The 26,028-nt window shown below is 57.2% G+C and carries 19 protein-coding genes; 13 read left to right on the plus strand and 6 right to left on the minus strand.

Going from position 1 to position 26,028, the window contains the following annotated elements:
- The first annotated feature begins 155 nt into the window (after positions 1-155).
- On the plus strand, positions 156-1,322 hold the full coding sequence (gene ompC, locus ACQG03_RS13665) for a porin OmpC (protein ID WP_023300494.1): 1,167 nt from the start codon (positions 156-158) through the stop codon (positions 1,320-1,322).
- A gap of 55 nt (positions 1,323-1,377) precedes the next feature.
- Here the strand turns inward: ompC and ACQG03_RS13670 are convergent, their stop codons facing one another.
- Positions 1,378-2,241, minus strand: coding sequence for an N-acetylmuramic acid 6-phosphate etherase (locus tag ACQG03_RS13670; protein WP_023300495.1), 864 nt, complete (start codon positions 2,239-2,241; stop codon positions 1,378-1,380).
- A 153-nt stretch (positions 2,242-2,394) separates the two neighbouring features.
- Here ACQG03_RS13670 and ACQG03_RS13675 point away from each other — a divergent pair, with 153 nt between their 5' ends.
- Complete coding sequence (locus tag ACQG03_RS13675) at positions 2,395-4,011, plus strand: sensor histidine kinase (protein WP_063162920.1); 1,617 nt, start codon at positions 2,395-2,397, stop codon at positions 4,009-4,011.
- Positions 4,008-4,727, plus strand: coding sequence for a two-component system response regulator DcuR (gene dcuR / locus ACQG03_RS13680; RefSeq protein WP_023300497.1), 720 nt, complete (start codon positions 4,008-4,010; stop codon positions 4,725-4,727). The genes ACQG03_RS13675 and dcuR overlap by 4 nt, the downstream gene beginning before the upstream one ends.
- On the opposite strand, the gene ACQG03_RS13685 is transcribed toward dcuR, so the two are convergent.
- Positions 4,708-5,670: an FAD:protein FMN transferase gene (locus ACQG03_RS13685; protein ID WP_063162919.1), complete on the minus strand. Its 963-nt coding sequence runs from the start codon at positions 5,668-5,670 to the stop codon at positions 4,708-4,710. The two genes, dcuR and ACQG03_RS13685, sit on opposite strands and share 20 nt — an antisense overlap.
- Before the next feature lie 58 nt (positions 5,671-5,728).
- Positions 5,729-8,509 carry a flavocytochrome c gene (locus tag ACQG03_RS13690; protein WP_063162918.1) on the minus strand — a complete coding sequence of 927 codons (2,781 nt, stop codon included), beginning with the start codon at positions 8,507-8,509 and terminating at the stop codon, positions 5,729-5,731.
- Positions 8,510-9,117: 608 nt separating this feature from the next.
- Between ACQG03_RS13690 and ACQG03_RS13695 the strand changes: the two genes are divergently transcribed.
- Both ACQG03_RS13695 and fumA read left to right on the plus strand, forming a co-directional pair.
- A complete protein-coding gene (locus ACQG03_RS13695) occupies positions 9,118-10,626 on the plus strand; it encodes an anion permease (protein WP_074148335.1) in 1,509 nt (502 codons plus the stop codon).
- Positions 10,627-10,678: 52 nt separating this feature from the next.
- A complete protein-coding gene (gene fumA, locus ACQG03_RS13700; RefSeq protein WP_063162917.1) occupies positions 10,679-12,328 on the plus strand; it encodes a class I fumarate hydratase FumA in 1,650 nt (549 codons plus the stop codon).
- Here the strand turns inward: fumA and ACQG03_RS13705 are convergent.
- The gene (locus tag ACQG03_RS13705; RefSeq protein WP_063162916.1) at positions 12,317-13,222 is read right to left on the minus strand and encodes a LysR family transcriptional regulator; all 906 of its coding nucleotides are present in this window, start codon (positions 13,220-13,222) and stop codon (positions 12,317-12,319) included. The genes fumA and ACQG03_RS13705 overlap by 12 nt on opposite strands.
- Before the next feature lie 95 nt (positions 13,223-13,317).
- Here ACQG03_RS13705 and ACQG03_RS13710 point away from each other — a divergent pair, with 95 nt between their 5' ends.
- The 3 genes from ACQG03_RS13710 (at position 13,318) to ACQG03_RS13720 (ending at position 16,970) form a co-directional block, all read left to right on the plus strand.
- The gene (locus ACQG03_RS13710; protein ID WP_063162915.1) at positions 13,318-14,613 is read left to right on the plus strand and encodes a serine hydrolase domain-containing protein; all 1,296 of its coding nucleotides are present in this window, start codon (positions 13,318-13,320) and stop codon (positions 14,611-14,613) included.
- Positions 14,614-14,873: 260 nt separating this feature from the next.
- A complete protein-coding gene (locus ACQG03_RS13715) occupies positions 14,874-16,175 on the plus strand; it encodes an MFS transporter (RefSeq protein ID WP_023300503.1) in 1,302 nt (433 codons plus the stop codon).
- Positions 16,176-16,181: 6 nt separating this feature from the next.
- Positions 16,182-16,970, plus strand: coding sequence for a substrate-binding domain-containing protein (locus ACQG03_RS13720; protein ID WP_063150055.1), 789 nt, complete (start codon positions 16,182-16,184; stop codon positions 16,968-16,970).
- Here the strand turns inward: ACQG03_RS13720 and ACQG03_RS13725 are convergent.
- A complete protein-coding gene (locus ACQG03_RS13725; protein WP_023300505.1) occupies positions 16,942-17,844 on the minus strand; it encodes a LysR family transcriptional regulator in 903 nt (300 codons plus the stop codon). The two genes, ACQG03_RS13720 and ACQG03_RS13725, sit on opposite strands and share 29 nt — an antisense overlap.
- A gap of 266 nt (positions 17,845-18,110) precedes the next feature.
- Between ACQG03_RS13725 and mtfA the strand changes: the two genes are divergently transcribed.
- Positions 18,111-18,908 carry a DgsA anti-repressor MtfA gene (gene mtfA, locus ACQG03_RS13730; RefSeq protein ID WP_022648578.1) on the plus strand — a complete coding sequence of 266 codons (798 nt, stop codon included), beginning with the start codon at positions 18,111-18,113 and terminating at the stop codon, positions 18,906-18,908.
- Here the strand turns inward: mtfA and ACQG03_RS13735 are convergent.
- Positions 18,905-20,113, minus strand: coding sequence for an MFS transporter (locus ACQG03_RS13735; protein ID WP_022648579.1), 1,209 nt, complete (start codon positions 20,111-20,113; stop codon positions 18,905-18,907). The genes mtfA and ACQG03_RS13735 overlap by 4 nt on opposite strands.
- Before the next feature lie 138 nt (positions 20,114-20,251).
- Between ACQG03_RS13735 and ACQG03_RS13740 the strand changes: the two genes are divergently transcribed.
- Genes ACQG03_RS13740 through ACQG03_RS13755 form a run of 4 tightly spaced genes read left to right on the plus strand, consistent with a single transcriptional unit; the run spans position 20,252 to position 26,002 of the window.
- Positions 20,252-21,994: an IucA/IucC family protein gene (locus ACQG03_RS13740; protein WP_426726129.1), complete on the plus strand. Its 1,743-nt coding sequence runs from the start codon at positions 20,252-20,254 to the stop codon at positions 21,992-21,994.
- Positions 21,994-22,941 (plus strand): GNAT family N-acetyltransferase, encoded by a 948-nt coding sequence (locus tag ACQG03_RS13745; RefSeq protein ID WP_063162913.1) that lies wholly within the window; start codon positions 21,994-21,996, stop codon positions 22,939-22,941. Before ACQG03_RS13740 ends, ACQG03_RS13745 begins: the two co-directional genes overlap by 1 nt.
- Positions 22,938-24,680 (plus strand): IucA/IucC family protein, encoded by a 1,743-nt coding sequence (gene iucC, locus ACQG03_RS13750; protein ID WP_063162912.1) that lies wholly within the window; start codon positions 22,938-22,940, stop codon positions 24,678-24,680. Before ACQG03_RS13745 ends, iucC begins: the two co-directional genes overlap by 4 nt.
- Positions 24,677-26,002, plus strand: a complete 1,326-nt coding sequence (locus ACQG03_RS13755; RefSeq protein WP_023306541.1) for a lysine N(6)-hydroxylase/L-ornithine N(5)-oxygenase family protein — start codon at positions 24,677-24,679, stop codon at positions 26,000-26,002. The genes iucC and ACQG03_RS13755 overlap by 4 nt, the downstream gene beginning before the upstream one ends.
- Positions 26,003-26,028 lie beyond the last annotated feature (26 nt).

Here is a 26,028-nt window from a genome sequence, read left to right on the forward strand (position 1 = left end):
ATAAAGAGATAAAAAGAAATATTTTGTAATATTTTTACCAGTTTAATTACATTTATTTTTGAACCTAAATAATAATCCATAGAATAGTATCAGCCATGTAGTTACGGAGGGTAATTACATATATTCAGACAATTTATATTTAAAGGGAATATATAATGAAAAGAAAAGTTCTGGCAATTCTCGTACCCGCGTTATTAATGGCTGGCGCAGCAAATGCGGCGGAAATGTATAACAAAGACGGCAACAAAGTTGACCTGTACGGTAAAGTTGATGCACGTCATACCTTCTCCGACAACCCAGGCGACGACGGCGATGAAACCTATGTCCAGATTGGTTTCAAAGGCGAAACACAAATTAATAACGATCTTATTGGTTACGGCCAGTGGGAATATAAAACCTACGCTAACGATACCGAAGGCGCAGGCGACACCTCTTTTAACCGTCTGGCCTTTGCTGGCCTGAAATACGGCGAATATGGCTCATTCGATTATGGCCGTAATTACGGCGTCGTGTATGACGTTGAAGCCTGGACCGATATGCTGCCAGTATTTGGTGGCGACTCCTATACCTGGACCGACAACTATATGGTTGGCCGTACTAACGGTGTGGCGACCTACCGTAATAATGACTTCTTCGGTCTGGTTAACGGCCTGAACTTTGCACTGCAATATCAGGGTGCTAATGAAGGTGCTAACGCAAACGAAAATCAGGAAGGCACCAAAAACGGCCATGATGATGTTCGTTTCCAGAACGGCGACGGCTTCGGTATGTCAACTACCTATGACTTCGATTTCGGTCTGTCGCTGGGTGCCGCTTATTCATCGTCTGACCGTACCAACGACCAGGTTGCTTACGGCGCAGGTACCTATAATCGCTTCAGCAAATATGCCGGCGGTGAACGTGCGGAAGCGTGGACAATCGGTGCAAAATACGATGCGAATGATGTCTACCTGGCAATGATGTATGCGGAAACCCGCAACATGACTCCGTACGGCAACGATGGCATCGCCAACAAAACTCAGAACTTTGAAGCCGTAGCGCAGTACCAGTTTGACTTCGGTCTGCGTCCATCCCTGGCGTGGGTCTATTCAAAAGGCATCGATTTGGGTGGTAACGATTATCATCCAGGCAATGGTTATGACTATGTAGACCAGGATCTGGTTAACTACATCGACGTGGGCATGACCTACAGCTTCAACAAGAACTTCTCCACCTACGTTGATTATAAAATCAACCTGCTGGACGAAGATGATGCCTTCTACAGTGACAACGGTATTGCAACCGATGACATCGTTGGCATCGGTATGATCTACCAGTTCTGATCCCCATAAATAGCAAAGCCCGCAACGCGGGCTTTTTTTATTTGACGCTGAAATATTACGGCGCTTCCTGCAAGGCCAGGCGAACAAACCCGTTATTCTGTGCCAGTAATTCATGCGCTTTCCAGGCATCCATACCCGTCAGCACCATAAGCACCGCCGTTTTACACTGATGGTTACAGCTTTCCAGCGCCGCCTTCGCCTGCGCCCGGGAGCATCCCCCCGCTTCCATTACAATGGCAATTTGTCGCTCGGCCCATCTGGTATTGCTTGCCTCCAGATCAACACGCAGGTTGCTGTACACCCGTCCTGTCCGTATCGCCAGACCGGTGGTGACCATATGCATTATCATGCTTTGCGCAATGCCCGCTTTGGCGTTGGTATACCCGGCAACCACATCCGCGCCCAGATCGGGGGCAATAACCATGCTCGCCAGCTGCGCCGCTTCACTTTGCGCATCCTCCGTAATGAGCGCGACCGTTGAGCCCAGAGACCACGCATGACGCATCGCGCCCCAAACCCATGGCGTTTTGCCGCTGACGGACAGCGCCAGCATCATGTCATGCTCGCCGAATTTTATCGTCTGAAGGTCGGCAACACCGCGCGCGTAGCTTCCGGCGTTATCGCCTGCTGTCATCGCAATGACCGGATGTTTTCCCGGCGCGAACGCTTCTGCCGCCTGCTTCGCCACGCCTCCGGACGCGCCTGCGCCGATCAGCACCAGACGTCCGCCGTGACTAAGCGTCGCCGCCGCGTTATCCACCACGCGAGCCAGCATACTTAAGTGAGGGGTAAGTGCAGAAGAGATTTGTGCGTCATCCTGGTGTATGACATTAAGCATATCCAGCGTAGATAATCTGTCGATGTTCATCGTGCTGGCGTGCCGTCTTTCCCTGGCCGTACCGGTAAGCATAATGCTCATAAACTGCCTCCTTATTATGAGTACCCCCACACTATAAAGTGTTTTATACAGGTCACATGAGAGAAGGCTCACGAAACGCCTCTCTTTACATGGCTTTATGAAATGCCCGTCATCAGCGATAATTAGCCCTTTCTTTTTCATCGCGGAGTGTTAATGAGCGATTTGCAGCCCTTCCCCCCGACGCGCAAGCGCCCTATGAAGCTGAATACGCTGGTTACGCTGATGGTGTGCGCCATTATCGGCTCTGTGCTGCTGGTGGTCTTCGCGCTGTACTCTGTGCAGATCACCCGTGCCACGCGCGATGACGTGAAAGATACTGCGCTGGGTATCGCCCGAACGCTGGCCGACAGCCCGGAGATCAAGCGTGGCCTGATGGAATCGCCGCAGGCTGGCATCATCCAGCCGATTGCCCAGGCGGTGACGAAGCGCAACGACCTGCTGTTTACCGTGGTTACCGACCTGCGTGGGATCCGCTATTCCCATCCAAACGAAGCGCTGTTAGGTTTGCATTTTATTGGCGACGATCTGACGCCCGCCCTCGAAGGGAAAGAGAATGTCTCCGTGAACCGCGGCGCGCTCGCGGAAGCACTGCGCGTCTTTACGCCCGTTTATGACGATCGGCACGACCAGATCGGCGTGGTCGTGGTGGGTATTTCGCTGAATAAAGTTGAAGATCAGATTGCCCGCGGTCGGCTCAATGCCGTGTGGACCATCTTATTCAGCGTTCTGATGAGCTCAGTGGCGATATGGGGTCTGGTCCGGGTTCTGAAACGTATTCTCTTCGGGCTGGAGCCTTACGAGATCTCTGCCCTCTTTGAGCAGCGCCAGGCCATGTTGCAGTCCCTGCGCGAAGGCGTGATGGCTGTTGATATGCACGGGCGCGTGACGATGATTAACCACACCGCCAGAGAAATTTTGCTCCTGAGCTCGGGTGAGCACTCCGAGAGCAGCGGCGAACCATTGCTGGTCAGCCTGCGGGAAGTGGCGAAAACCGGCATTGCTCGTCAGGATCAAGAGATCGGCTGTAACGGACGGCTACTGCTGTGCAACATGGTCCCCGTGAAAAGCCAGAATCAGGTCATCGGGGCAATCAGCACCTTCCGCGATAAGACCGAAATCAGCCAGTTAATGCAGCGTATCGATGGTATGGTCAACTATGTTGATGCCCTGCGCTCACATACGCATGAGTTTATGAACAAGCTGCACGTGATCCTCGGCCTGCTGCACATGAAGCGCTACGATAAGCTGGAAGAGTACATCATCCAGACCGCACAGAATTATCAGACGGATATCGGCGCGATACAGCGCAAGGTTAAATCGCCGGTCATTGCGGGTTTCCTGCTGGGTAAAATCAACCGCGCCAAAGAGGCGGGAGTGACCCTGACGCTGGCCGAGGAGAGTCAGCTTCCTGACACCAGCAATGAAGAGCAGGTTGCGGTTCTGATCACCGTGCTGGGCAATTTAATCGAAAATGCCCTGGATGCGATGGAAGGTCAGCCGGAAGGCGAGATCGGCCTGCTGCTGCATTATCAGAACGGCTGGCTGAGCGGTGAGGTCAGCGATGACGGTCCCGGCATTGATCCCGAGCGGCTGGAGGCTATTTTTACAAAGGGCTACTCAACAAAAGGTGAAAACCGTGGCGTTGGGCTGTTCCTTGCACGTCAGCAGATCCAGAACCTGGGCGGAGATATTATCGTCGAGTCGGAGCCTGGCGTATTTACCCAATTTTTTGTTCAGATCCCCTGGGATAGCGAGAGGAATATCGCGTGATAAATGTATTAATTGTCGATGATGACGCCATGGTAGCCGACCTCAACCGTCTGTATGTTAACCGCGTTGAGGGTTTTAACTGCTGCGGCGTCGCTTCCACGCTCAACCAGGCCGAAGCATTGATCGCAAACCCAGGCCAGCCGATCGATCTGGTGCTGCTGGATGTCTATATGCAGCAGGATAACGGGCTGGATCTATTGCCCATCATCCGCGCATCGGGCCGCCCGATTGACGTTATCATGATTTCGTCAGCCTCCGACGCCGCAACGATCCAGACGTCGATGCACTATGGCGTGGTGGATTACCTGATTAAACCGTTCCAGTTCCCGCGTTTTGAAGAGGCGCTGAACGGCTGGAAGGCAAAGCGCAGTCTGATGGGCTCGCATCAGTATTATGAACAGGCCGACGTCGACAGGCTGATCCACGGCGGCGCGCCGGAGCTGGCCGACAGCAAAAAATTACCGAAAGGCTTAACGCCGCAGACGCTGCGCACCATTTGCCAGTGGATCGACAGCCATCCGGAGATAGAATTTTCCACCGACGATCTGGCGAATGCGGTCAACATTTCCCGCGTCTCCTGCCGCAAATACCTGATCTGGCTGGCGCAAATCAATATCCTGTTCACCAGCATTCACTACGGCGCCACCGGTCGACCGGTATATCGCTACCGTTTGCAGCCGGAACAGGTCGGCCTGCTCAAACAGTACTGCCAGTAATTCGGTAGCTGTCGTCCAGAAGGGTAAAACGGAAGTGATGCATCGAGGAGATCACCACTTCTTTTGTTTTGGTGACAAAAATGGCTTCAATATCGGGGCGCGAACGCAGCGCGGCGCAGCCCTGCTCCACGCCCATGCCGTAGATCAGCGTGGTCCAGATATCGCCGTCGAGGGAGTCTTGCGAAATAATCGTCACGCTGTCCAGTTCGTTATCCAGCGGGTAGCCGGTACGCGGGTCAAGTATGTGATGATAACGTTTGCCGTTCTGCTCGAAGTAGCGCTCATAGGTGCCTGACGTCACAACCGACCGGTTTTCTACCGTTATGGCGCCAATCAGCGCATCACCGGCGAACGGTTTTTTCAGGCCGACGTGCCAGCCGTCCTCCGGCGAGCCTAACGTCTGGACGTTGCCGCCAAGGTTGATCAACCCGAGTTCGGCGCCCTCTTTATGCAAGTAATCCCGCACCCTGTCGGCGATATAACCTTTGGCGATAGCCCCCAGATCGATCTCCATTCCCTGGCGTGTAAGAAACACGCTGCTGTTGGCGCCATCCAGTACCACGTTCGCAGGATCCGTGATACTCAGCAAGGCGGCGATCTCGTCCGCGGGCGGTACAGCGTCCCCCTTAAAGCCAATTTTCCAGCGTTTGACCAGCGGACCTATCGCCAGGTTGAACGCACTGTCTGTAGGCAGGCTGGCCGCTTTCGCGCAGCGGATCAGGTCAAACACCGGGCGACTGACGACAACCGGATGCTGACCGGCAGCATGGTTGACATCCATCACCTGCGAATGCGCACGGTTGACGGTGAGGAGATCTTCGTACTGTTTGATCAGGCGAAACACGCGGGACGCGAGGGCTTCGTCATGGGAGAAGAGTTTCAGGAGGATGGGCGAGCCCATCAGAACGGCGTTGTAGCTGTAAACGCGATGGCTATCAGGCATTACATAAGTCCTCAGATGTAGCCCCGGCAAGCACCGCGCCGCCGGGGAAACAGGAGCCTTACCGTGTTTTCGAACGCATAGCCGCCTGATGTCCGGCAAGCGTACCAAAAATAATGATATCTGCCACCGCATTACCACCGATGCGGTTACCGCCGTGGATACCCCCGACAACCTCACCCGCAGCAAACGCTCCCGGTAATACGTTGTGGTTGCTGTCCAGCACGCAGGTTTCTGTATTGATGGTCACACCGCCCATGGTGTGGTGCACGCCCGGCGCAATCTGAATGGCATAGAACGGCCCTTCGTTGATAGGCGCACGCAGCGCGGTGGTGCGGCCAAAATCATCGTCATGCTGTTTTTCCACAAAGCCGTTGTAGCGTTCCAGCGTTGCCAGGAACTGGTGGTGATCCATCCCCAGCGCTTCCGCCAGGGCTTTTGGCGAGCTGGCGCTGGTGACAAACCCTTTCGCGATGTACTCATCCGCGGCTTTGTTTTTGGCGCGAACATGCTCGTCAAAGACGATGTAAGCGTATTTCTCCGGCAGCGCGATGATTTGCGCCGAGACTTTGTCGCGGGTCGACATTTCGTTATAGAAGCGGTTGCCCTGCTGGTTTACCAGAATCGCCCCGCCGCCGCGGATGGATTCGGAAATCAGGTACGACGTTTTCTGCTCAACGGTTGGGTGGATCTGGATTTCGCCCATATCGACGGTGCCTGCGCCAATACGCTCCAGCAGCGCGATACCGCCGCCGGTTGCGCCTTTGTGGTTAGTCGTCACGAACCCTTCCAGGTCCGGACGGTATTTCACCACCATCTGGCTGTTGGCGCTGAAGCCGCCCGTCGCGACAATTACGCTTTTAGTTGCCACGGTGAGGGTTTCGTTCTCTTCGGTGGTCAGACGCACGCCGGTCACTTCGCCGTTTTCGAAGATGATGTCGCTCACGGAGGTATCCAGCATCACCTCGATGTTGCGTTTGTTGACATTGCGCACCAGACCGCTAATCAGATATCCGCCCACCGCGGAACCATCTTTCGGACGGTGCGTACGGTCGATGCTCATCCCGCCGGTGGTGGTGATGTCGTTGAGCATAATGCCGCGCGTTGCCAGCCATTCGATGGCCTGCGGCGCGTTCTCGACAAAGCGACGCAGCAGTTCAGGGTTGTTCTTATTGCCACCGCCTTTCAGGCTTTCCTGGTAGAACAGCTCTTTGCTGTCCTGAATGCCCTTCACGCGCTGGAAGCGGGTCTCCGCCGCGTTCATCCCGGCAGAGGCTTTAATGGTGTTCCCGCCAATAGTCGGCATTTTCTCAACGATCAGCACGCTCGCGCCTTCGTCGTGCGCCTGAATCGCCGCCGCCAGACCGGCGCCGCCGCTGCCGACCACCACCACGTCCACGCTTTTAGTCTCATTCGGGTCAGCGCCCTCTTCTGCCGCCAGCGCTTTGCTGGATTTCAGCATCGCCTTCGAGACCGCTTTTTTCACCGCCTCGCTCTGGCTGGTCGCGCCGGTGATAGCATCCACGTGCGGGGTATTGGCATCCAGAATTCGGGTGCGGATCTCTTCGAAGCTGGTGACAAACTCGACGTCTTCACTCGGGCCGGAGGCCAGTTCGATATCGGCGATGCGGTCGGTTTCGAGGCTGACGTTAATCACCAGTTCGTTAGCATCGTCCTGCACTTTTTCAATAAAGGTGCCCGGTTTGAATTTAGATTCGCCCATGCTCATGTCGCGGATCATCGCTTCCACCAGCGAGAAGCGCCACAGCGGTTCCGGGATGCTCAGTTCTTCGCGTCGGGTACTGTCCATAAACAGCTCCAGGCTTTCGCCCGCCGCGATGCGATCGGTCCAGTCTGGATAGGCGATGGTGGCGCGGCCAACGGCTATCAGGTCGTAACCGTGATCCAGCGCTTCATTCACATCCGTGGCATTCACCACGCCGCCAACGCCCATCACCGGTACCTGCGCCAGCGTGTCAGAGCGCATGGCGCAGTATTTTTCGATAAGTGGCGTCGGGTCCTGAGTATCGACGATAGAAGGACGCAGGGCGGCGCCAAGGGAGAAGTGCAGATAATCCACCCCACGAGCGGCCAGTTTTTCCAGCAGATACAGGGTGTCTTCGAAGCGAATGCCGGGGACTTCCAGCTCTTCCGGTGAGAAGCGGTAGCCAACGATGAACGCGTCGTCCGCATACTGGCGCACCATCTTGTGGGTAATGTCCAGCACCGCCAGCGGGAATTTCGCGCGGTTATCGCGGCTGCCACCCCACTCGTCGTCGCGCTGATTAGAGTTCGGGGAGTAGAACTGCTGGATCAGATAGGTATTCGCCCCGTGGATTTCGACGCCATCGAAGCCGGCCTGAATTGCGCGGCGTACGGCTTCGCCGAACTTGCCGATCATGCCTTCCACTTCTTCTGAAGTCAGAGCAACCGGCGTCGCGGCACCGTCACGCGGCGCGGCAACCGCGCTTGGGCCAACCGGCGTGCGGCCGCCGATCAGTTTTGGGTCGACCATACGGCCGCCGTGGTAAATTTGCAGAAGGGCTTTGGAACCTTTGGACTTGATGGCGTCAGCGACTTTTGCCAGTCCGGCGATTTTTTCGTCGTTATCAATACCAATTGCGCCCGGGAACGCAAGGCCAAGATCGTCAACAAAACAGCATTCAACGATAATGGTGCCGATGCTGCCAGCGCGGGCGCGGTAGTACTCCACCAGCTCGCTGGTCACGGTGCCATCGAAATACCCCGTACAGGTTGTCATCGGGGCCATTAACAAACGGTTTTTCAGTTCAGTACCATTCGGTAATGTGAAGGGGCTTAAAATACGTTCGTTAGTGCTCATAATAGAAACTCCAAACTTTAAAAATTAAGAATTCGTTATCGGTATGGATTTTTTATTTCGTGTTTTCGCCGATGTCATGACATTAATATAAAGCTTTTTTTAGTTTCTAAAGCCATTACGTTAGTTAATAAACTATTTAATCCCTGCGATAACATTAATAACACATTGGTGTTAGCGTGAATGTTTTATACGTTCACATTAATTTAAAAAAAGTTAAATCAACAATGGTAAAGCCAATACACCAAGTACATAAAAAACCCTTTAAAATCAAAACTTAAAACACAACCCAAATTAATAATGTTATAAAATTGATAAATAAAATGCTTAAAAATAGCGAATAACCACACTACTCAGAGTGGTTATTATAAAAAGTATAAAATTACGTCCTCAATTCTGTTTTTTTGATCGCGATCAATAGTAATGGCATCCAAAGGCGCAATATAAAAACATCATCATTTTTTATTTAGCGCAAACAAAAATGCGTTAAATCGCTATTACTGAAAACACAAAAACGCACCTTAAATAACTAAAAAAAGCAAAACGAATAAAGCAATCGAATTTGTGTTTTCGCTGTACGACGAATTTTTGACAACTTAAGACGTGAAACTATGAAAACAAAAACTGCTGTAACGCCTCCTGCGGCGAATCTGGCATCAAATGGAACAGCAAAACGCCTGCTGATGATGGCCCTGCCCGTCATTGTCGCCGTCCTGCTGTTGTTTGTCCCCGTTCCGGAAGGGCTGCCGCCATATGCGTGGCACTACTTCGCCATCTTTGTTGGCGTCATCGTCGGGTTGATTTTCGAACCTCTGCCGGGCGCCGTAATCGGCCTCACCGGCGTGGTGGCGATTGCGCTGTGCAGCCAGTGGGTGCTCTTTAGCCCCGAACAGCTGGCTGACCCGAAATTCAAGCTGGCGGGCGCCTCCTTTAAATGGGCGGTGAGCGGGTTTGGTAACTCCACCGTGTGGCTGATCTTCGGTGCCTTTATGTTTGCCGCAGGCTACGACAAAACCCGCTTCGGCCGCCGTCTGGCGCTGATTCTGGTGAAGTACCTGGGCCGTCGCAGCCTGACGCTCGGTTACGCCATTACGTTTGCGGACCTGCTGCTGGCCCCGTTCACCCCGTCCAACACCGCGCGCAGCGGCGGGACCATCTACCCGATTATCGCTAACCTGCCGCCGTTGTACGGTTCAAAACCCAACGACCCAAGCGCGCGCAAAATCGGTTCCTATCTGATGTGGGTGGCAATCACCGCGGCTTGTATCACCAGCTCGATGTTCCTTTCCGCTCTGGCACCTAACCTGCTGGCACTGGCGCTGGTGAAAAGCACCGTTGGAATTGATATCTCCTGGGGGACCTGGTTCCTCGCCTTCCTGCCGCTGGGTATCCTGCTGATCCTGACCATGCCGCTGCTGGCCTACTGGTTCTACCCGCCAGAAGTGAAGGTAAACAATGAAGTACCACTGTGGGCGACCCGCGAACTGGAAAAACTGGGCAAACTGTCGCGCAATGAGATCCTGCTGCTGGTGTTCGTGTGCTGCGCGCTTCTGATGTGGATCTTCGCCGCGGCGTGGATTGAACCGGCCATGGCTGCCCTGCTGATCGTTGGCCTGATGCTGTGGACCGGCGTGCTGGAGTGGAACGACATCACCGGCAACAAAGCCGCGTGGAATACCTTCGTCTGGTTCGCCACCCTGGTGGCACTGGCGGATGGTCTCTCCTCCACCGGCTTTATCAGCTGGCTGGGTAAAGAAGGCGGCATGCTGATGAGCGGTATCTCTCCGGATGTCGCCACCATCGTCCTGCTGCTGGCGTTCTACCTGCTGCACTACCTGTTCGCCAGCACCACCGCGCACACCACGGCGCTGCTGCCTGCGATGCTGACCATCGCCTCCACCATTCCGGGCATGAATATGGAAGTGTTCGTTCTGCTGATGGTGACCTCGCTGGGCGTGATGGGGATCATCACCCCGTACGGTACGGGCCCAAGCCCGATTTACTACGGTAGCGGCTACCTGCCAACCAAAGACTACTGGCGCCTCGGCACCATCTTCGGTGCCATTTTCCTGGCAGCTCTGCTGCTGATTGGTTACCCGTGGATGTCCATGATGTTCTGATTTCTGACCGCCGGACATTTCCTCCGGCGGTTAAATTTTTGTGGAGCAAGCTATGTCAAACAAACCCTTTATCTACCAGAACCCCTTCCCACTCGCGCATGACGACACCGAATATTATCTGCTGACCAAAGAGCACGTTTCCGTTGCCGAGTTCGACGGTCAGGAAGTGCTGAAAGTCGAGCCAGAGGCGTTGACCCTGCTGGCCCAGCAGGCCTTCCACGACGCGGCGTTTATGCTGCGCACCTCTCACCAGAAGCAGGTTGCGGCTATTCTGAGCGACCCTGAAGCCAGCGAGAACGATAAGTACGTCGCCCTGCAATTCCTGCGCAATTCCGAGATTGCGGCGAAAGGCGTGCTGCCGACCTGCCAGGATACCGGCACCGCGATTATTATGGGTAAGAAAGGTCAGCGCGTCTGGACCGGCGGCGGTGACGAAGCAGCGCTGAGCCAGGGCGTGTATAACACCTATATTGAAGACAACCTGCGCTACTCGCAGAATGCGGCGCTGGATATGTATAAAGAGGTGAATACTGGCACCAACCTGCCCGCGCAGATCGACCTCTACAGCGTGAATGGTGACGAGTACAAATTCCTCTGCATGGCGAAAGGCGGCGGTTCCGCCAACAAAACTTATCTGTATCAGGAAACCAAAGCGCTGATCACCCCGGCGAAGCTGAAAAATTATCTGGTTGAGAAGATGCGGACCCTCGGCACCGCGGCCTGCCCGCCTTACCATATCGCCTTCGTTATCGGCGGCACCTCAGCGGAAGCCACGCTGAAAACCGTCAAGCTCGCCTCTGCGCGCTACTACGATAGCCTGCCAACCGAAGGCAACGCGCACGGCCAGGCGTTCCGCGACGTCCAGCTCGAGCAGGAACTGCTTCAGGAAGCGCAAAACCTCGGCCTTGGCGCACAGTTTGGCGGGAAATACTTCGCGCACGATATTCGCGTGATCCGTCTGCCGCGCCACGGTGCCTCCTGTCCAATCGGCATGGGCGTCTCCTGCTCCGCTGACCGTAATATCAAAGCGAAAATCAACCGCAACGGGATCTGGATTGAGAAGCTGGAGCACAATCCGGGCCAGTATATTCCTGAATCCCTGCGCCAGCAGGGAGAAGGCGACGTGGTAAGCATTGATCTGAACAAGCCGATGCCCGATATTCTGGCGCAGCTTTCCGCGCACCCGGTCTCCACCCGCCTGTCGCTGAATGGCACCATTATTGTGGCGCGCGACATCGCCCATGCGAAGCTGAAAGAACTGCTCGATAACGGCGAAGCCCTGCCGCAGTACGTCAAAGATCACCCGATTTACTATGCAGGCCCGGCCAAAACGCCAGAAGGCTACGCGTCAGGCTCCTTAGGTCCAACCACCGCCGGGCGTATGGACTCCTACGTGGACTTATTGCAATCCCAAGGTGCGAGCATGATCATGCTGGCGAAAGGTAACCGCAGCCAGCAGGTGACGGACGCCTGCCACAAGCACGGCGGCTTCTATCTCGGCAGCATTGGCGGCCCGGCGGCGGTGCTGGCGCAAAACAGCATCAAGAGTCTGGAGTGCGTGGCGTATCCGGAACTGGGAATGGAAGCGATCTGGAAAATTGAAGTGGAGAACTTCCCGGCGTTTATCCTGGTGGATGACAAAGGCAACGATTTCTTCCAGCAGATCCAGAACAAGCAGTGCAAAGGCTGTTCACAGCGCTGAGTCTTTCCACAATGACGGCAGCAGCGACAGCGTTTCATTAATTGACCCGCGCTTGTCGCTGCCCGGTTTCCAGATCGTCACCATCGTTTGACCGATCCCCTGGCTGCCCACTTCGGTGGGCAGCCTTTTTACATTTTTCCACTGCGTTGCGTGAAGATGGGTCGGCAAAAACCCCCAGCCGCAGCCCTGCTCCAGCAGGCCGCGCAGCATCTCCAGTTCGTTAGTGAAAAGCGTGTGCCCTGAAATTTGCAGGCGACGGGCAACCGGCTCGTCTGACGCGGCATGCATAATCACCTGCGGAACCAGAGAGAGATCGAGCAGCGACACCGGCGACGCAACCTCCGCAAAAAGCGTCGTTGCGGCGTAAAAATCCATTTCGATCGCCCCCAGCGCCCGCCACTCCATCTCATTGCCCACGCTGCGGTTGCGCGCCTGGCAGATCCCCAGATCGGCCTGACCGTTCGCCAGCATGGCTTCCGCCTCATCGCGCGATGCGCTGGTCAGGCTCAGGCGGATCTTTTTCGCCGCCAGTGTGGCAATCAGCGCCTGTAAAAAAGCTCTGGGGGTGAACGGATCGTAAACGAGGGCAATGTCCTGCGTGGCGCTGTCGGGCACCGATCGGGCAAACGCCTCAAATGCTTTGACCTGCCGCATCAGCAGGTGCGCCTGCCGCTGAAGCTGCTCCCCCTCCGGCGTCAGGCGCAGGCTGCGCCCCTCCCGCAGGAACAAAGCGTAGCCCAGCCCATCCTCAAGAAAATCGATCAGATCCCGCAAGGTTGTACGATCTTTGCCGAGTTTACTGGCCGCCTTCATCAGGCTGCCGTGCTCAGCGACGGCGGTGAAGGCCTCAAGTTGGGCAAAGGAATAGATCAGTGATGCCACGTCATTCTCCACGCGATTTTTCCGGGGGATTTTCCCCCATAACGCGTTTTTTATTATAGGCCGCAGGTTCTTAAACTGAAGTCCTTCCTGAGCCAAACGAGATAAATATGAAAATCAAAACAAACCGCACGCTGCTCGCGGCGCTGGTTGTCAGCAGCCTGCTCTCGCCCGCCGTCATGGCGGCCTGCAACGGTACCGACCTTACGACCTGTCCGGCGCCTTTCGATGCCAGACTCCCGGACGCACATACCATGCTCACCTGGAGCCAGGCCGATCGCGTGGTGGGCTTTCGCAATGACTACCGCAACTACGCGGGCGATGTGTTCCGCCACGGCAACGCAACGCCGCTGCTGCCCGCAGAAAAACCGCTCACCGATGCCCGCTATCAGGTGAAGGGTAAGATTTACAATCTTCAGGATTACCTGAAGCGCCAGAACGTCAGCGGCATGCTGGTGCTGAAAAATGGCAAAGTGGCCTATAAATACCTGGGAGAAGGCAATACCAACTCAACGCTCTGGACGTCGCGTTCCGTGGGCAAATCGGTGGTTTCCGCGCTGGTGGGCGTTGCGATAAAAGAGGGTAAAATCCACTCCCTGGACGACCTCATCACCCAGTACGAACCGGATTTAAAAGGCACCGCCTGGGAGGGCGTAACGCTAAAACAGCTCATCACCCACACCTCGGGCGTGGCGTGGAACGAAGATTACACTAACCCGCAGTCAGACTTCGCCCGGCTTACCGAATGCGAAGCGAAACCGGGCACCTACGACTGCGTGCGCACCCTGGTGAAAGGATTACACCGTGAACACCCGGCGGGTGAAAACTGGTCCTATTCCTCGGGTGGCGCCTGGCTGTTAGGCGATGTGCTTGAGCGCGCCACCGGCATGACGCTCGCGGCGTATCTGGAGAAAAGCATCTGGCAACCGTACGGCATGGCGAGCGACGGCGTGTGGCATGCTTACAGCAAAGGCCAGCACGACGTGGGTGCGCATGGGTTCAACGCCACGCTGGGAGACTGGGGGCGTTTCGGGGAGTTTATCCTGCATAACGGTACGCTGCCGGACGGAAAGCAGATCCTCCCCGAGGGCTGGGTGAAACAGTCCTCAGCCTGGACACAGGCCAAAGGATCGGTGTCCGAGGCGCATCCGAAGGGGTTGTACGGCTACCAGTGGTGGAACAACGAAGTGCCGGCCACCGCCACAAACGTGGAGCCGAAAGTCGAAAATTCGCTGAAGGATTCCCTGTGGGCGCTGGGTATTTTTGGTCAGATGATCGTGGTTAATCAGAAAGAAAATCTGGTTATCGTCCAGTGGTCCACCTGGCCGCAGGCAGAGCCGTCATTCAGCGCCCAGCCGCTGGAAGCGTCGCTGATGTTTAGCGCGATTGCGAACGCGCTGCGCTGATAATCCCAAGCCAGGCCCTGCCTGGCTTCTCACCTGCGCGGTGTCACAAAACTGATATATCAGCAACTTAGCGAAATGTGGTAAATAAAAGATCACCGAAATGTTAAGTTATTGTTGAATATGTAAATACTGGTCAACGCTTTGTCATTAATGCACCACACGCATCAGTCCATGCGCGATTTGCGCTTATCAATTTCCACTTCCTGATCCAGTTTTCAGAAACAGACGAGCATAACGTCACTATAAAACTGGAGATAATCATGGTTTCCTCAACCTCACCTGCAACGGTTCGTTCGAAAGCGGGCGCAATTTTCCGCGTCACGTCGGGCAACTTTCTTGAGCAATTCGACTTCTTTCTGTTCGGCTTTTATGCCACCTACATCGCCCACACGTTCTTCCCGGCAAGCAGTGAATTTGCGTCGCTGATGATGACCTTCGCCGTCTTTGGCGCGGGCTTTCTGATGCGTCCGATCGGGGCCATTGTGCTGGGGGCTTACATTGATAAAGTGGGCCGCCGTAAAGGGCTGATCGTCACCCTGTCGATTATGGCCGCCGGAACCTTTCTGATTGTGCTGATCCCTTCTTATCAGAGCATTGGCCTTTGGGCGCCGCTACTGGTGCTGACTGGCCGCCTGTTGCAGGGCTTTTCGGCAGGCGCCGAGCTGGGCGGGGTTTCGGTTTATCTGGCGGAGATCGCCACGCCGGGCCGCAAGGGTTTCTACACCAGCTGGCAGTCGGGTAGCCAGCAGGTCGCCATTATGATCGCGGCGGCGATGGGCTTTGCGCTGAATATGGTGCTGGAAGAGAGTGCCATTCGCGAATGGGGGTGGCGTATTCCGTTCCTGTTTGGCTGTCTGATTGTGCCGTTCATCTTTTTCCTGCGCCGCAAGCTGGAGGAGACCGAGGAATTCAGCGCCCGTCGCCACCATCTGGCGATGCGTCAGGTCTTCACAACGCTGCTCGCCAACTGGCCAGTAGTCATCGCGGGCATGCTGATGGTGGCGATGACCACCACCGCGTTTTACCTGATCACCGTTTACGCACCGACCTTCGGTAAAAAAGTCCTGATGCTCAGCGCCTCGGACAGTCTTTTGGTCACGCTACTGGTAGCCATTTCTAACTTCATCTGGCTACCGATTGGCGGCGCGCTGTCGGACCGCTTCGGACGCAAACCGGTGCTGATCGCCATGACGCTGCTGGCGCTGGCGACCAGCTATCCGGCACTGACGATGCTGGCGGCAGCCCCGAGTTTCTCCATGATGCTGACCGTGCTGCTGTGGCTCTCTTTCCTCTACGGCCTGTATAACGGCGCGATGATCCCGGCCCTGACGGAGATCATGCCAGCAGAGGTGCGCGTGGCGGGCTTCTCGCTGGCTTATAGCCTGGCAACGGCGGTCTTTGGCGGTTTCACGCCGGTGATTTCTACCGCCTTAATTGAGTACACCGGCGACAAAGCCTCCCCGGGCTACTGGATGAGCTTTGCCGCCGTTTGCGCCCTGCTGGCAACGCTTTATCTCTATCGTCGTCGCACGTTAATCCTGCAAACCGCCGTTAAGGAGTGATCCCTCATGCTTACATTCAGAACGGTGATTGCCGCCCTGACCTTCGCCACCCTCAGCGCGGGCACGCTTGCGCAGGAGGTAACGGTGATGATTTCTGGTGGCTTCAAAGCGGCGCTGGAGAAGCTGACGCCGCAGTACGAAGCGCAAAGCGGCGACAGGCTCATTGTGGTCTCCGGCCCGTCGATGGGCAAAACACCGCAGGCCATTCCGGCCCGGCTCGCCCGGGGCGAAAAAGCGGACGTGGTGATTATGGTGGGCGATGCGCTGGCGAAACTGGAACAGGATCGCAGGACGGCGGCGGGCTCCCGCGTGGAGCTGGCGGATTCGCCCGTCGGGATGGTCGTCAAAGCGGGCGCGCCGGTGCCGGATATCAGTACGGTACCCGCCCTGCGGCAAACGCTGCTGAAGGCGCATTCCATGGCTTATTCCGACAGCGCCAGCGGCCGGTATGTTGAGAGCCAGTTGTTCCGTAAGCTGGGCATCGACGGCCAGGTCCAAAATAAAGCGCACCGGGTTGAGCGCATCCCGGTGGCGTCTGAAGTGGCAAAAGGGAAATACGATCTCGGCTTTCAGCAGGTGAGCGAGCTTCTGCCGGTCCCGGGCGTGACGTTTGTGGGTAAGTTGCCTGACGACATGCAGTACATTACCCGTTTCGCCGGAGCCGTAACGCAGAAGGCCGACCATCCCGAACAGGGAAAAGCGCTGCTGGCCTTTCTCTCCTCGCCACAGGCGGCCAGCGTCATTACGGCAACGGGCTTAACGCCCGTCAGTGCACCTCGCGATACTGCTCGGTGATCAGCGTTTCGAGTTCGGCAGCAATGTAGGACTGGATCCGCCCGCGGCGGCGAATCAACCCCACGGTTCGCCTGACCTCTGGCTCGGTTAAAGGCACCGACGTCAGCAGCGAATGCTCTGCGCGGGGCATTGACATGGCGGGAACGGCCGCAATGCCGATCCCGGCTTCAACCATCCCGAGCATAGTCGTCACGTGCCGCGTTTCACAGATGCTGGGGCGCTCAGGCCGAATATGTCCGACCCGCTGGTCGAGAAGATTGCGGTTGCCGGAGGTCTTATCCAGACCGATATAATCCTGCTGATAAAAAGCCTGCCACGTCAGGCTTTTTCTTTTTGCAAGCGGGCTGTCTCGTCGGCAGGCGGCCACGTAGACGTCTTCCACCAGCGGGACAAACTCGATGTCGGGCTGTAAACTCCGGGCAAAGCAGATACCAAAATCCGCCTGTCCGCGGGTGACGGCCTCGATAACATTTCCGGCGCTGCTGTCGATAAGTTTAATGCGCACGCGGGGGTAACGAGACTGAAAGCGGCGGATCACATCCGGCATAAAGTAACAGGCGGCTGACGGCACCGTCGCCACGGTGATTAATCCCGTGCGCTCCTCGCTGGCCTTATCGATATCCGAAAGCATGGACTCCACGTCGACAAGCAGTTGCCCGCACCGGTCGGCAAAGGTCTGTCCATACAGGGTCAGCGTGACGCGCCGGGTAGTTCTGTCGAACAGTTTTGTCCCCAGTGCCGCCTCCAGCTTTTCAATTCTGCGACTCAACGCCGACTGGGAAAGGCAAATAGACTCCGCCGCAAGACGGAAATTGCCGTATTCCAGTAAAGCGCGAAAGGCGTAGAGATCGTTGAGGTCAAAATTGACGGGCATACTGACGGGATCCTTAAGCACGGTAGGGTAAGAAGAGATTTATCATAGCCGCGTACGACATACTTCACAAAATGAAGGGGATACCCCTAAAGCGCTATCAACCTGACGGCACATAGTGATAGTTTATGCGGGCTGGATTCCTCTTAAACAGGCTGCCAGTCTGCATGCCGCCGAAGAGGAGTGTCATACTGCTTAACAGAGTATGTTGGCATGCTAACAGCCCCTGACCTTTCCATTTTGTTCACGTGCGAGTAACGAGCAAAGCGATGATTAAGTGGCCCTGGAAAACGAACGAAGCTGGTCGAAATATGGCGCTGCCCTGGGATGAGGCTCTGGCGATCCCCGTGCTGGCGAATCTCTTGCCTGAAGAGCAATCAAAGCTGATTCAGCTGGCCGAGCGTTTTTTACAGCAAAAACGGCTGGTGCCGCTACAGGGCTTCGAACTGGATCCGCTTAAAAATTCGCGCATCGCCCTGCTCTTCTGCTTACCGGTACTGGAGCTGGGTATCGAATGGCTGGATGGCTTCCACGAAGTGCTGATCTACCCGGCGCCGTTTATCGTCGATGATGAGTGGGAGGATGACATCGGGCTGGTGCACAACCAGCGTATGGTGCAGTCCGGGCAGAGCTGGCAGCAAGGGCCGATCATCCTCAACTGGCTGGATATTCAGGACTCGTTCGATGCCTCGGGCTTCAACCTGATCATTCACGAAGTAGCGCATAAGCTGGATACCCGCAACGGCGATCGCGCCAGCGGCGTGCCGCTGATCCCGCTGCGTGAAGTCGCGGGATGGGAGCACGACCTGCACGCGGCGATGGAAAACATTCAGGATGAGATAGACCTGGTGGGTGAAAGCGCGGCCAGCATTGATGCCTATGCCGCGACCGATCCCGCCGAGTGCTTCGCGGTGCTGTCCGAGTATTTCTTTAGCGCACCTGAGCTTTTTGCCCCACGCTTCCCGGCGCTGTGGCAGCGTTTCTGTCAGTTTTACCAGCAGGATCCGCTCCAGCGTCTGCGGCAAAGTGAGGACGCAGCCAGCACCTCCTCTCATCCGTTCCACTAATGTTCAGCAGGGGTACGATCGGTCGATCTTACCCATACGCTCACCGCGAGAAACAGCAGCGCCATTCCCCATGCGGCAGTAATCAAAAACTGCTCACCGTAAAAGCGCGTCACCACGGGTACCAGCAGCGCACTGGCCCCGTACCCCAGCGTATGGCTGGTGGCGATCACCCCTGCCCCTTTGCCCGTCGTCAGCCGATCGTTGAGCAAAAGCTGGTATCCCGGCGTGGCCATGGCGGCACCCAGCGAGGTGATGACAATGCCCACGTAGAACAGGGCTAAACTGGCGAGACACATCAGCCCAAGCCCCGCCACCATCAAGACCGCGGCAATTAAGAGTAAAACCCTCGGGCTAAAATGCTGCGGGCGTACCACCAGAAACTGCGCCGCCAGGGTCGCCAGCGCGGCCAGGCTCAGCAGCAGGGCGACATGATGGCTGATTTGCACGGCATCGCCATTAAATAACGGATGAAGATGCGGCGATAAACCAAGCTGCATCAGGCTGACCAACGCCGCCAGCAGCAGCGCCAGCAGCAGGAAAGGCATCATAGAGGCCTGTAACCGCGTCGACTGGTGCGCCACCGGCGGCAGCGGGGGATCGGCGGCTTCGCGCAGCACCAGAAGCAGCGCGATAAACGGCGCCAGCGCCATCAGCCAGAGCGGTGCGACCGGGCTGACGCTGAGCATCAGCGCGGCCAGAGGCGGTCCCAGCAGACGCCCGCAGCTAAGGCCAGAGCTTATCGTTGCCAGCGCCGCCATCCTTTTATCCAGCCCCGCGCGTTGAATGGCCCACGTCTGGGCCGCAGGCACCAGCCCCGATACCGTCAGGCCGTACAGCATGCGCGACAGAACCAGGCCCGCCATTCCCCAGAGGGCATTCAGCGCGCCGTTGGCCATCGCCCAGACCACCAGCGCCATCAGGACGAAGCTCGCCAGATAGCCGCCTAACGAGGCCAGCATCACGACCTTACAGCCGTGCCGCTCGCTCTGGCGTCCCCACCAGGGCGATGCGGGCAAAAAGAGCATCGAGCCGAACATCAGCAGCCCGGCCCAGACGGAGAGCGACAGTCCGGTCAGGGAGACCAGCTGCGGCAGCATGACCAGCAAACCGTTTTGTCCGATACCCAATAAACCGGCGCCCAGTGCAAGGGGCCAGTTTGCCTTCGGGGCCATATTGTCAGTGATGTTCTCAGTACAGGTGCGCATAGAATTGTGAAGATAATGTCAATAAATGTGTGGAAATTATGAAGTTTATGAAAACAAATATTGCAAAAATAGTTGCGACTGTAAACAGAATGAATATCATAACGAGAATTATTATCAGTCATGGAATGAGGTACATCTATGCGTGCTCTGCCCCGCTCCGCCGGTACAGATGTTGCGGCCCAGTGTTTTTTGAACGCGCTGCTGCGCGAAACGAAGGACTGGCACTATCTTCCCGCAACCCGTGCGGATGAGTTATCGCAGATACATATCCCGCTCTCCCCAACCCAGGCCATCCGGGTTCCGGTACGCTATTTCTCCCCCACGCAGCATCACCAGTATTGTTTCCCGGCCACGCTGATTCAGGCTGACAGCGACGGCGGTGACACGGTCACATTCCATCAACTGATTGATTTCATTCTTGAAAAAGAGACAGTAAAAGGCGCTCTGGACGCCGATACGCTGGCCCGCTTTAAGCAGCGCGTCCTGGAGAGCCATACGCACACCTGGCAGGCCATTGATTTACGCCACAACTGGGCAAACCTGCGCGATAAGCCGCTGACCTTTGCCGAAGCGGAACAGGCGCTGCTGGTCGGCCATGCTTTTCATCCTGCCCCAAAATCGCACGAGCCGTTTAACGAGGCCGAGGCGCGCCGCTATCTGCCGGATTTCGCCTCGCGCTTCCCGCTGCGCTGGTTTGCGGTTGAGCATGAACTGATTGCCGGGGACAGCCTGAACGTCTCCCTGCGTGAACGTCTGCTGCGCTTCGCGGCCCAGAGTGCGCCGGATCTTCTCGGCTACTTCACCGACACCCGTTGGCTGCTGCCGATGCATCCGTGGCAGGCTGCCTATTTGCTGGAGCAGCCGTGGTGCCAGCGTCTGGTTGAAAAAGGCGCCCTGCGGGATCTTGGCGAGGCGGGCGCACAGTGGCTGCCTACCAGCTCTTCCCGCTCGCTGTACAGCGAAACCAATAGCGACATGATTAAGTTTTCCCTCAGCGTGCGGCTGACCAACTCCGTGCGCACGCTGTCGGTCAAAGAAGTTAAGCGCGGCATGCGCCTGGCGCGGCTGGCGAAAACGGCACGCTGGCAGGAACTCCAGGCGCGCTACCCGACCATGCGCGTGATGCAGGAAGACGGCTGGGCCGGACTGCGCGATGAAAGCGGCGTCATTCAGGAAGAGAGCCTGATGGCCCTGCGCGTCAACCTGCTGTTTGATACGCCAGATACCCAAACCAACGTGCTGGTGAGCCTGACCCAGGCGGCACCGGACGGCGGCGACAGCCTGCTGGCGGCGGTGGTGCGCCGTCTGAGCCAGCGTCTGGATCTCCCGCTCGCCCAGGCCGCCCGCTGCTGGCTGGACGCCTACTGCGACCGCGTATTGCTTCCGCTGTTCAGCGCCGAGGCGGACTACGGTCTGGTCCTGCTGGCGCACCAGCAAAATATCCTCGTTGAGATGCAGCAGGATTTCCCCGTTGGGCTGATCTACCGCGATTGTCAGGGCAGCGCCTGGACCGAAGGGGCCGACGCGTGGCTGAAAGAGGCAGGCGAAACCGAGGTGGAAAACCGCTTCGGTGAGAGCCAGTTGCTGCGCTACTTCCCTTATTACCTGCTGCTGAACTCTACCCTTGCCGTCACCGCCGCGCTCGCCGCTGCCGGCTTCGACAGCGAAGAGAACCTGATGCCCCGCGTGCGTGACGCGCTGGCCAAACTGCGCACGACGGCGAAGCAGACCCGCTGCCTTGATTATGTGCTCGACAACCCGACCTGGAACTGCAAAGGCAACTTCTTCTGCTACCTGCACGATCTTAACGAAAACACCATCGTCGATCCGGCGGTGATCTATTTCGGCTTTAGCAACCCGTTTTATAAGGAGAAGGCGTGATGGCAAACGCGAACATCGTCCATTCCGGCTACGGCTTTCGCTGTACGGCCACGGAACAAAACCTGCCGCTGACGCTGGGTCTTGACGGCAGCGCGGTCCTTGCGCGTCTGGCCGGGCTCCCGGACGGCTGGCTGGTGGACGCCCTCGACCAGCTGTTTGTTGCCGCACCCGCCCTGACCGGCATTACCCTGCCGTGGGCCGCCTGGCAGGATGAACCTCAGGCGCAGGCGCTGTTTAGCCTCGCAAACGGGGATTATCTGGCGCGCGAAATATTCTGGCAGCTGCCGCTGTGGCTGAAAGGCGAACGTCCGCAGGTGAGCGGCGGAATGCAGTTTGATGAAAGCCGTCAGCTGTACTTACCGCTGCGCCCTCATCGTCCGCAGGGCGAAGTGTATCGCCGTTACGATCCGCAGATTAAGCGCACCCTGAGCTTCCGCGTGGCGGACGTGGCGCTGGACGGCGAGCGTTTTACCCGCTGGATGAACACCCCACGCGTGAACGCCTTCTGGGAGATGGCGGGCCCGCAGGCCGAGCAGGAAAACTACCTGCGCCGTCAGCTCGACTCGACCTATTGTTACCCGGTGATCGGCTGCTTTGACGACCAGCCGTTCGGCTATTTTGAACTTTACTGGGCGGCGGAAGACCGCATTGGCCGCCACTATCGCTGGCAGCCCTATGATCGCGGACTGCACATGCTGGTGGGTGAAGAGAACTGGCGCGGGGCGCAGTATATCCGCAGCTGGCTGCGCGGCCTCAGCCACTATCTGTATCTCGATGAACCGCGTACGGCGCGCATTGTGGCGGAACCGCGCTTCGACAACCAGCGTCTGTTCCGCCATCTGGCGTCTGCCGGTTTCGACACGGTGAAAGAGTTCGACTTCCCGCACAAACGTTCCCGTCTCATCATGAGCGAGCGTCACCGCTTCTTCCATGAGGTGGAACTGTGAACGCGCTCTGGCAGAAAGTGAACCGCGAGATGGTGGCGAAGATCCTCGCTGAACTGGAATATGAACGCACCCTGCGCGCCGAGCCGGTTTCGGCGGACTACTGGCGCATCAGTATGGGCAACGCGACCTGGCAGTTTAGCGCCACGCGTGGGATCTGGGGCTGGCTGCATATTGATCCTGATACCCTGACCACCGCCAGCGGCGCGGCGGTCGAAGCGGAAAACGCGCTGCTGCAACTGGCCACCGTGCTGGAGATGAGCGACGCGCAAACGGCGGAGCACATGGAAGATCTCTACGCCACGCTGCGGGGCGACATGCAGCTGTTGCAGGCGCGTGACACGCTGGATGCCGATGCGCTGATCCACCTCGACCCGGACGAACTACAGTGCCTTATGCGCGGTCACCCGAAGTTTATTTTCAACAAGGGACGCCGCGGCTGGGGGCTGGATGCCCTGCGCCTTTACGCGCCGGAATATCGCGGGCGTTTTCGTCTGTACTGGGTCGCCGTGCAACGCGATCGTCTGGTCTGGAGCAGTGACGCCGATTGCGATATCAACACCCTGCTCGCCAGCGCCATGGACGATGCCGAGCGCAACCGATTCGACGCCCGCTGGCAGGAACTGGATCTGGACGACAGCTGGCTGCCGGTGCCGCTGCATCCGTGGCAGTGGCAGCAAAAAATTGCCATTCATTTCCTGGCACAGCTCGCGCGCGGTGAGATGGTGGAGCTGGGAGAGTTCGGCGATGAGTATCTGGCGCAGCAGTCCCTGCGCACGCTGACCAATGCCAGCCGTCGCGCGCCGTATGACATCAAGCTGCCGCTGACCATCTACAACACTTCCTGCTACCGCGGTATTCCGGGCAAGTATATTGCCGCCGGTCCGCTGGCCTCGCGCTGGCTACAGCAGCAGTTCGCCAGCGATGCCACGCTGATTCACTCCGGGGCGCAGGTGCTTGGCGAACCCGCAGCCGGATATCTGTCGCATCCGGGTTATGCCGCATTGCCCGAGGCGCCGTACCGCTATCAGGAGATGCTGGGGGTGATCTGGCGCGAGAACCCATCCTGCTATTTACAGGATGGCGAACAGGCGGTGCTGATGGCCGCGCTGATGGATACCGATAACGACGGGCGCCCGCTGATTGACGCATGGATCAAACGCTCGGGGTTAACCGCAGACGCATGGCTGGAAAAGCTGTTTGAGGCGACGGTGATTCCCTTCTATCACCTGCTCTGCCGCTACGGGGTGGCGCTCATCGCTCACGGCCAGAACGTCACGCTGGTGATGAAAGATTACGTCCCACAGCGCATTCTGCTGAAGGATTTCCAGGGCGACATGCGCCTGGTGGACGAGGATTTCCCGCAGGCGCAGAGCCTGCCGGAGCAGGTAAAAGCCGTCACCGCACGCCTCAGTGCGGATTACATCATCCACGACCTGCAAACCGGCAACTTTGTCACGGTGCTGCGCTTTATTTCCCGTCTCACTCTGCAATGCGGCGTGAGCGAAACCCGCTTCTATCTGATCCTGGCGCAGGTGTTACGTCGCTATATGGCCGCCCATCCGGATCTTGAGGCGCGCTTCGCGAAGTTCGACCTGTTTAAGCCGCAGATTATTCGCGTGATCCTCAACCCGGTCAAACTGACCTTCTCTGAACACGATGGCGGCAACCGCATGCTGCCGAACTACGTCTGCGATCTTGATAACCCTCTTTTTCTGGTCTCCCAGGAGTCAGCGCAATGAAAACCTATGATTTCATCGGCATTGGTATCGGTCCGTTCAACCTCAGTATTGCCGCGCTGGCAGAGGGGCTGGACGGTTTTAGCTCGCTGTTTCTTGAACGCAAGCCGCACTTCTCCTGGCACCCGGGAATGATGGTACCGGACTGCCATATGCAGACCAGCTTCCTGAAGGATCTGGTCAGCGCCGTGGAGCCAACCAACCGACACAGCTTCCTGAACTACCTGGTACAGCGCAAAAAGTTCTACCGTTTCCTCACTACCGAGCAGCGCACCGTCTCGCGCGAGGAGTTTGCCGACTACCTGTGCTGGGCGGCGGATAACCTGACTAATCTGGCCTTCAGCCAGCAGGTGCAGCAGGTCAGCTTTGATGAGCAAAACGGTCTGTTTGAGGTCGTGACCCAGCGGGATCGCTTCCTGGCGCGCCACGTCTGCGTGGGGATTGGGAAGCAGATCAATCTGCCAGACTGCGTCACCGCGCAGGACGACACCTGCTTCCATGCCAGCGAAATGATGCTGCGCACGCCGGATTTAGCAGGCAAGCGCGTCACCGTCGTCGGCGGCGGCCAGAGCGGTGCGGATCTGTTTTTGAATATCTTCCGTGGGGAATGGGGCCAGCCGCTGAGCCTCAACTGGATCTCGCGTCGCAACAACTACAACGCGCTGGATGAAGCCGCGTTTGCTAACGAGTATTTCACGCCGGAGTATGTGGACAGCTTCTCCACCCTCGGTGACGACGCCCGTCGCCAGATGTTGCAGGAGCAGAAGATGACCTCCGACGGGATCACCACGGAGTCGCTGCTGGCCATCTATCGTGCTATGTATCACCGCTTCGAAGTGCTGCGGGAAAAACCCTGGGCGCACCTGATGCCGTCCCGCTCGGTGACGGCGCTGACGCGCCAGGAGAACGGGCAGCGCCTGAGCATCCAGCATCACCTGGACGGCGGTCGCGAACAGCTGGAGAGCGACGTGGTGATTTTCGCCACCGGCTACCGCGCCGTACAGCCCGCGTTTCTCGCCCCGCTCTCTTCCCGACTGCGTCTGGATGAGGATGAAGCCTTCTGCATCAACAACGATTTTACCCTTGAATGGGACGGCCCGCAGAGCAACCGCCTGTTTGCCGTCAATGCCGGGATGCACCGTCTCGGTATTGCCGAACCCCAGCTCAGCCTGATGGCCTGGCGCGCGGCGCGAATTCTGAATCGCGCTCACGATGACGAGCCGTTTGAACTGGCAACCACCCCCGGCGTGATCCACTGGCGGAGCACCACCAGCCCGGAGAGCAGCCAGGTTTTTAAATCATTAATGAAGACCACCGAGTACTGACACACACATTCAGGATCAACATAACA

The organism is Enterobacter cloacae complex sp. 342H5, assembly GCF_050030905.1.
GTDB lineage: Bacteria > Pseudomonadota > Gammaproteobacteria > Enterobacterales > Enterobacteriaceae > Enterobacter > Enterobacter intestinihominis.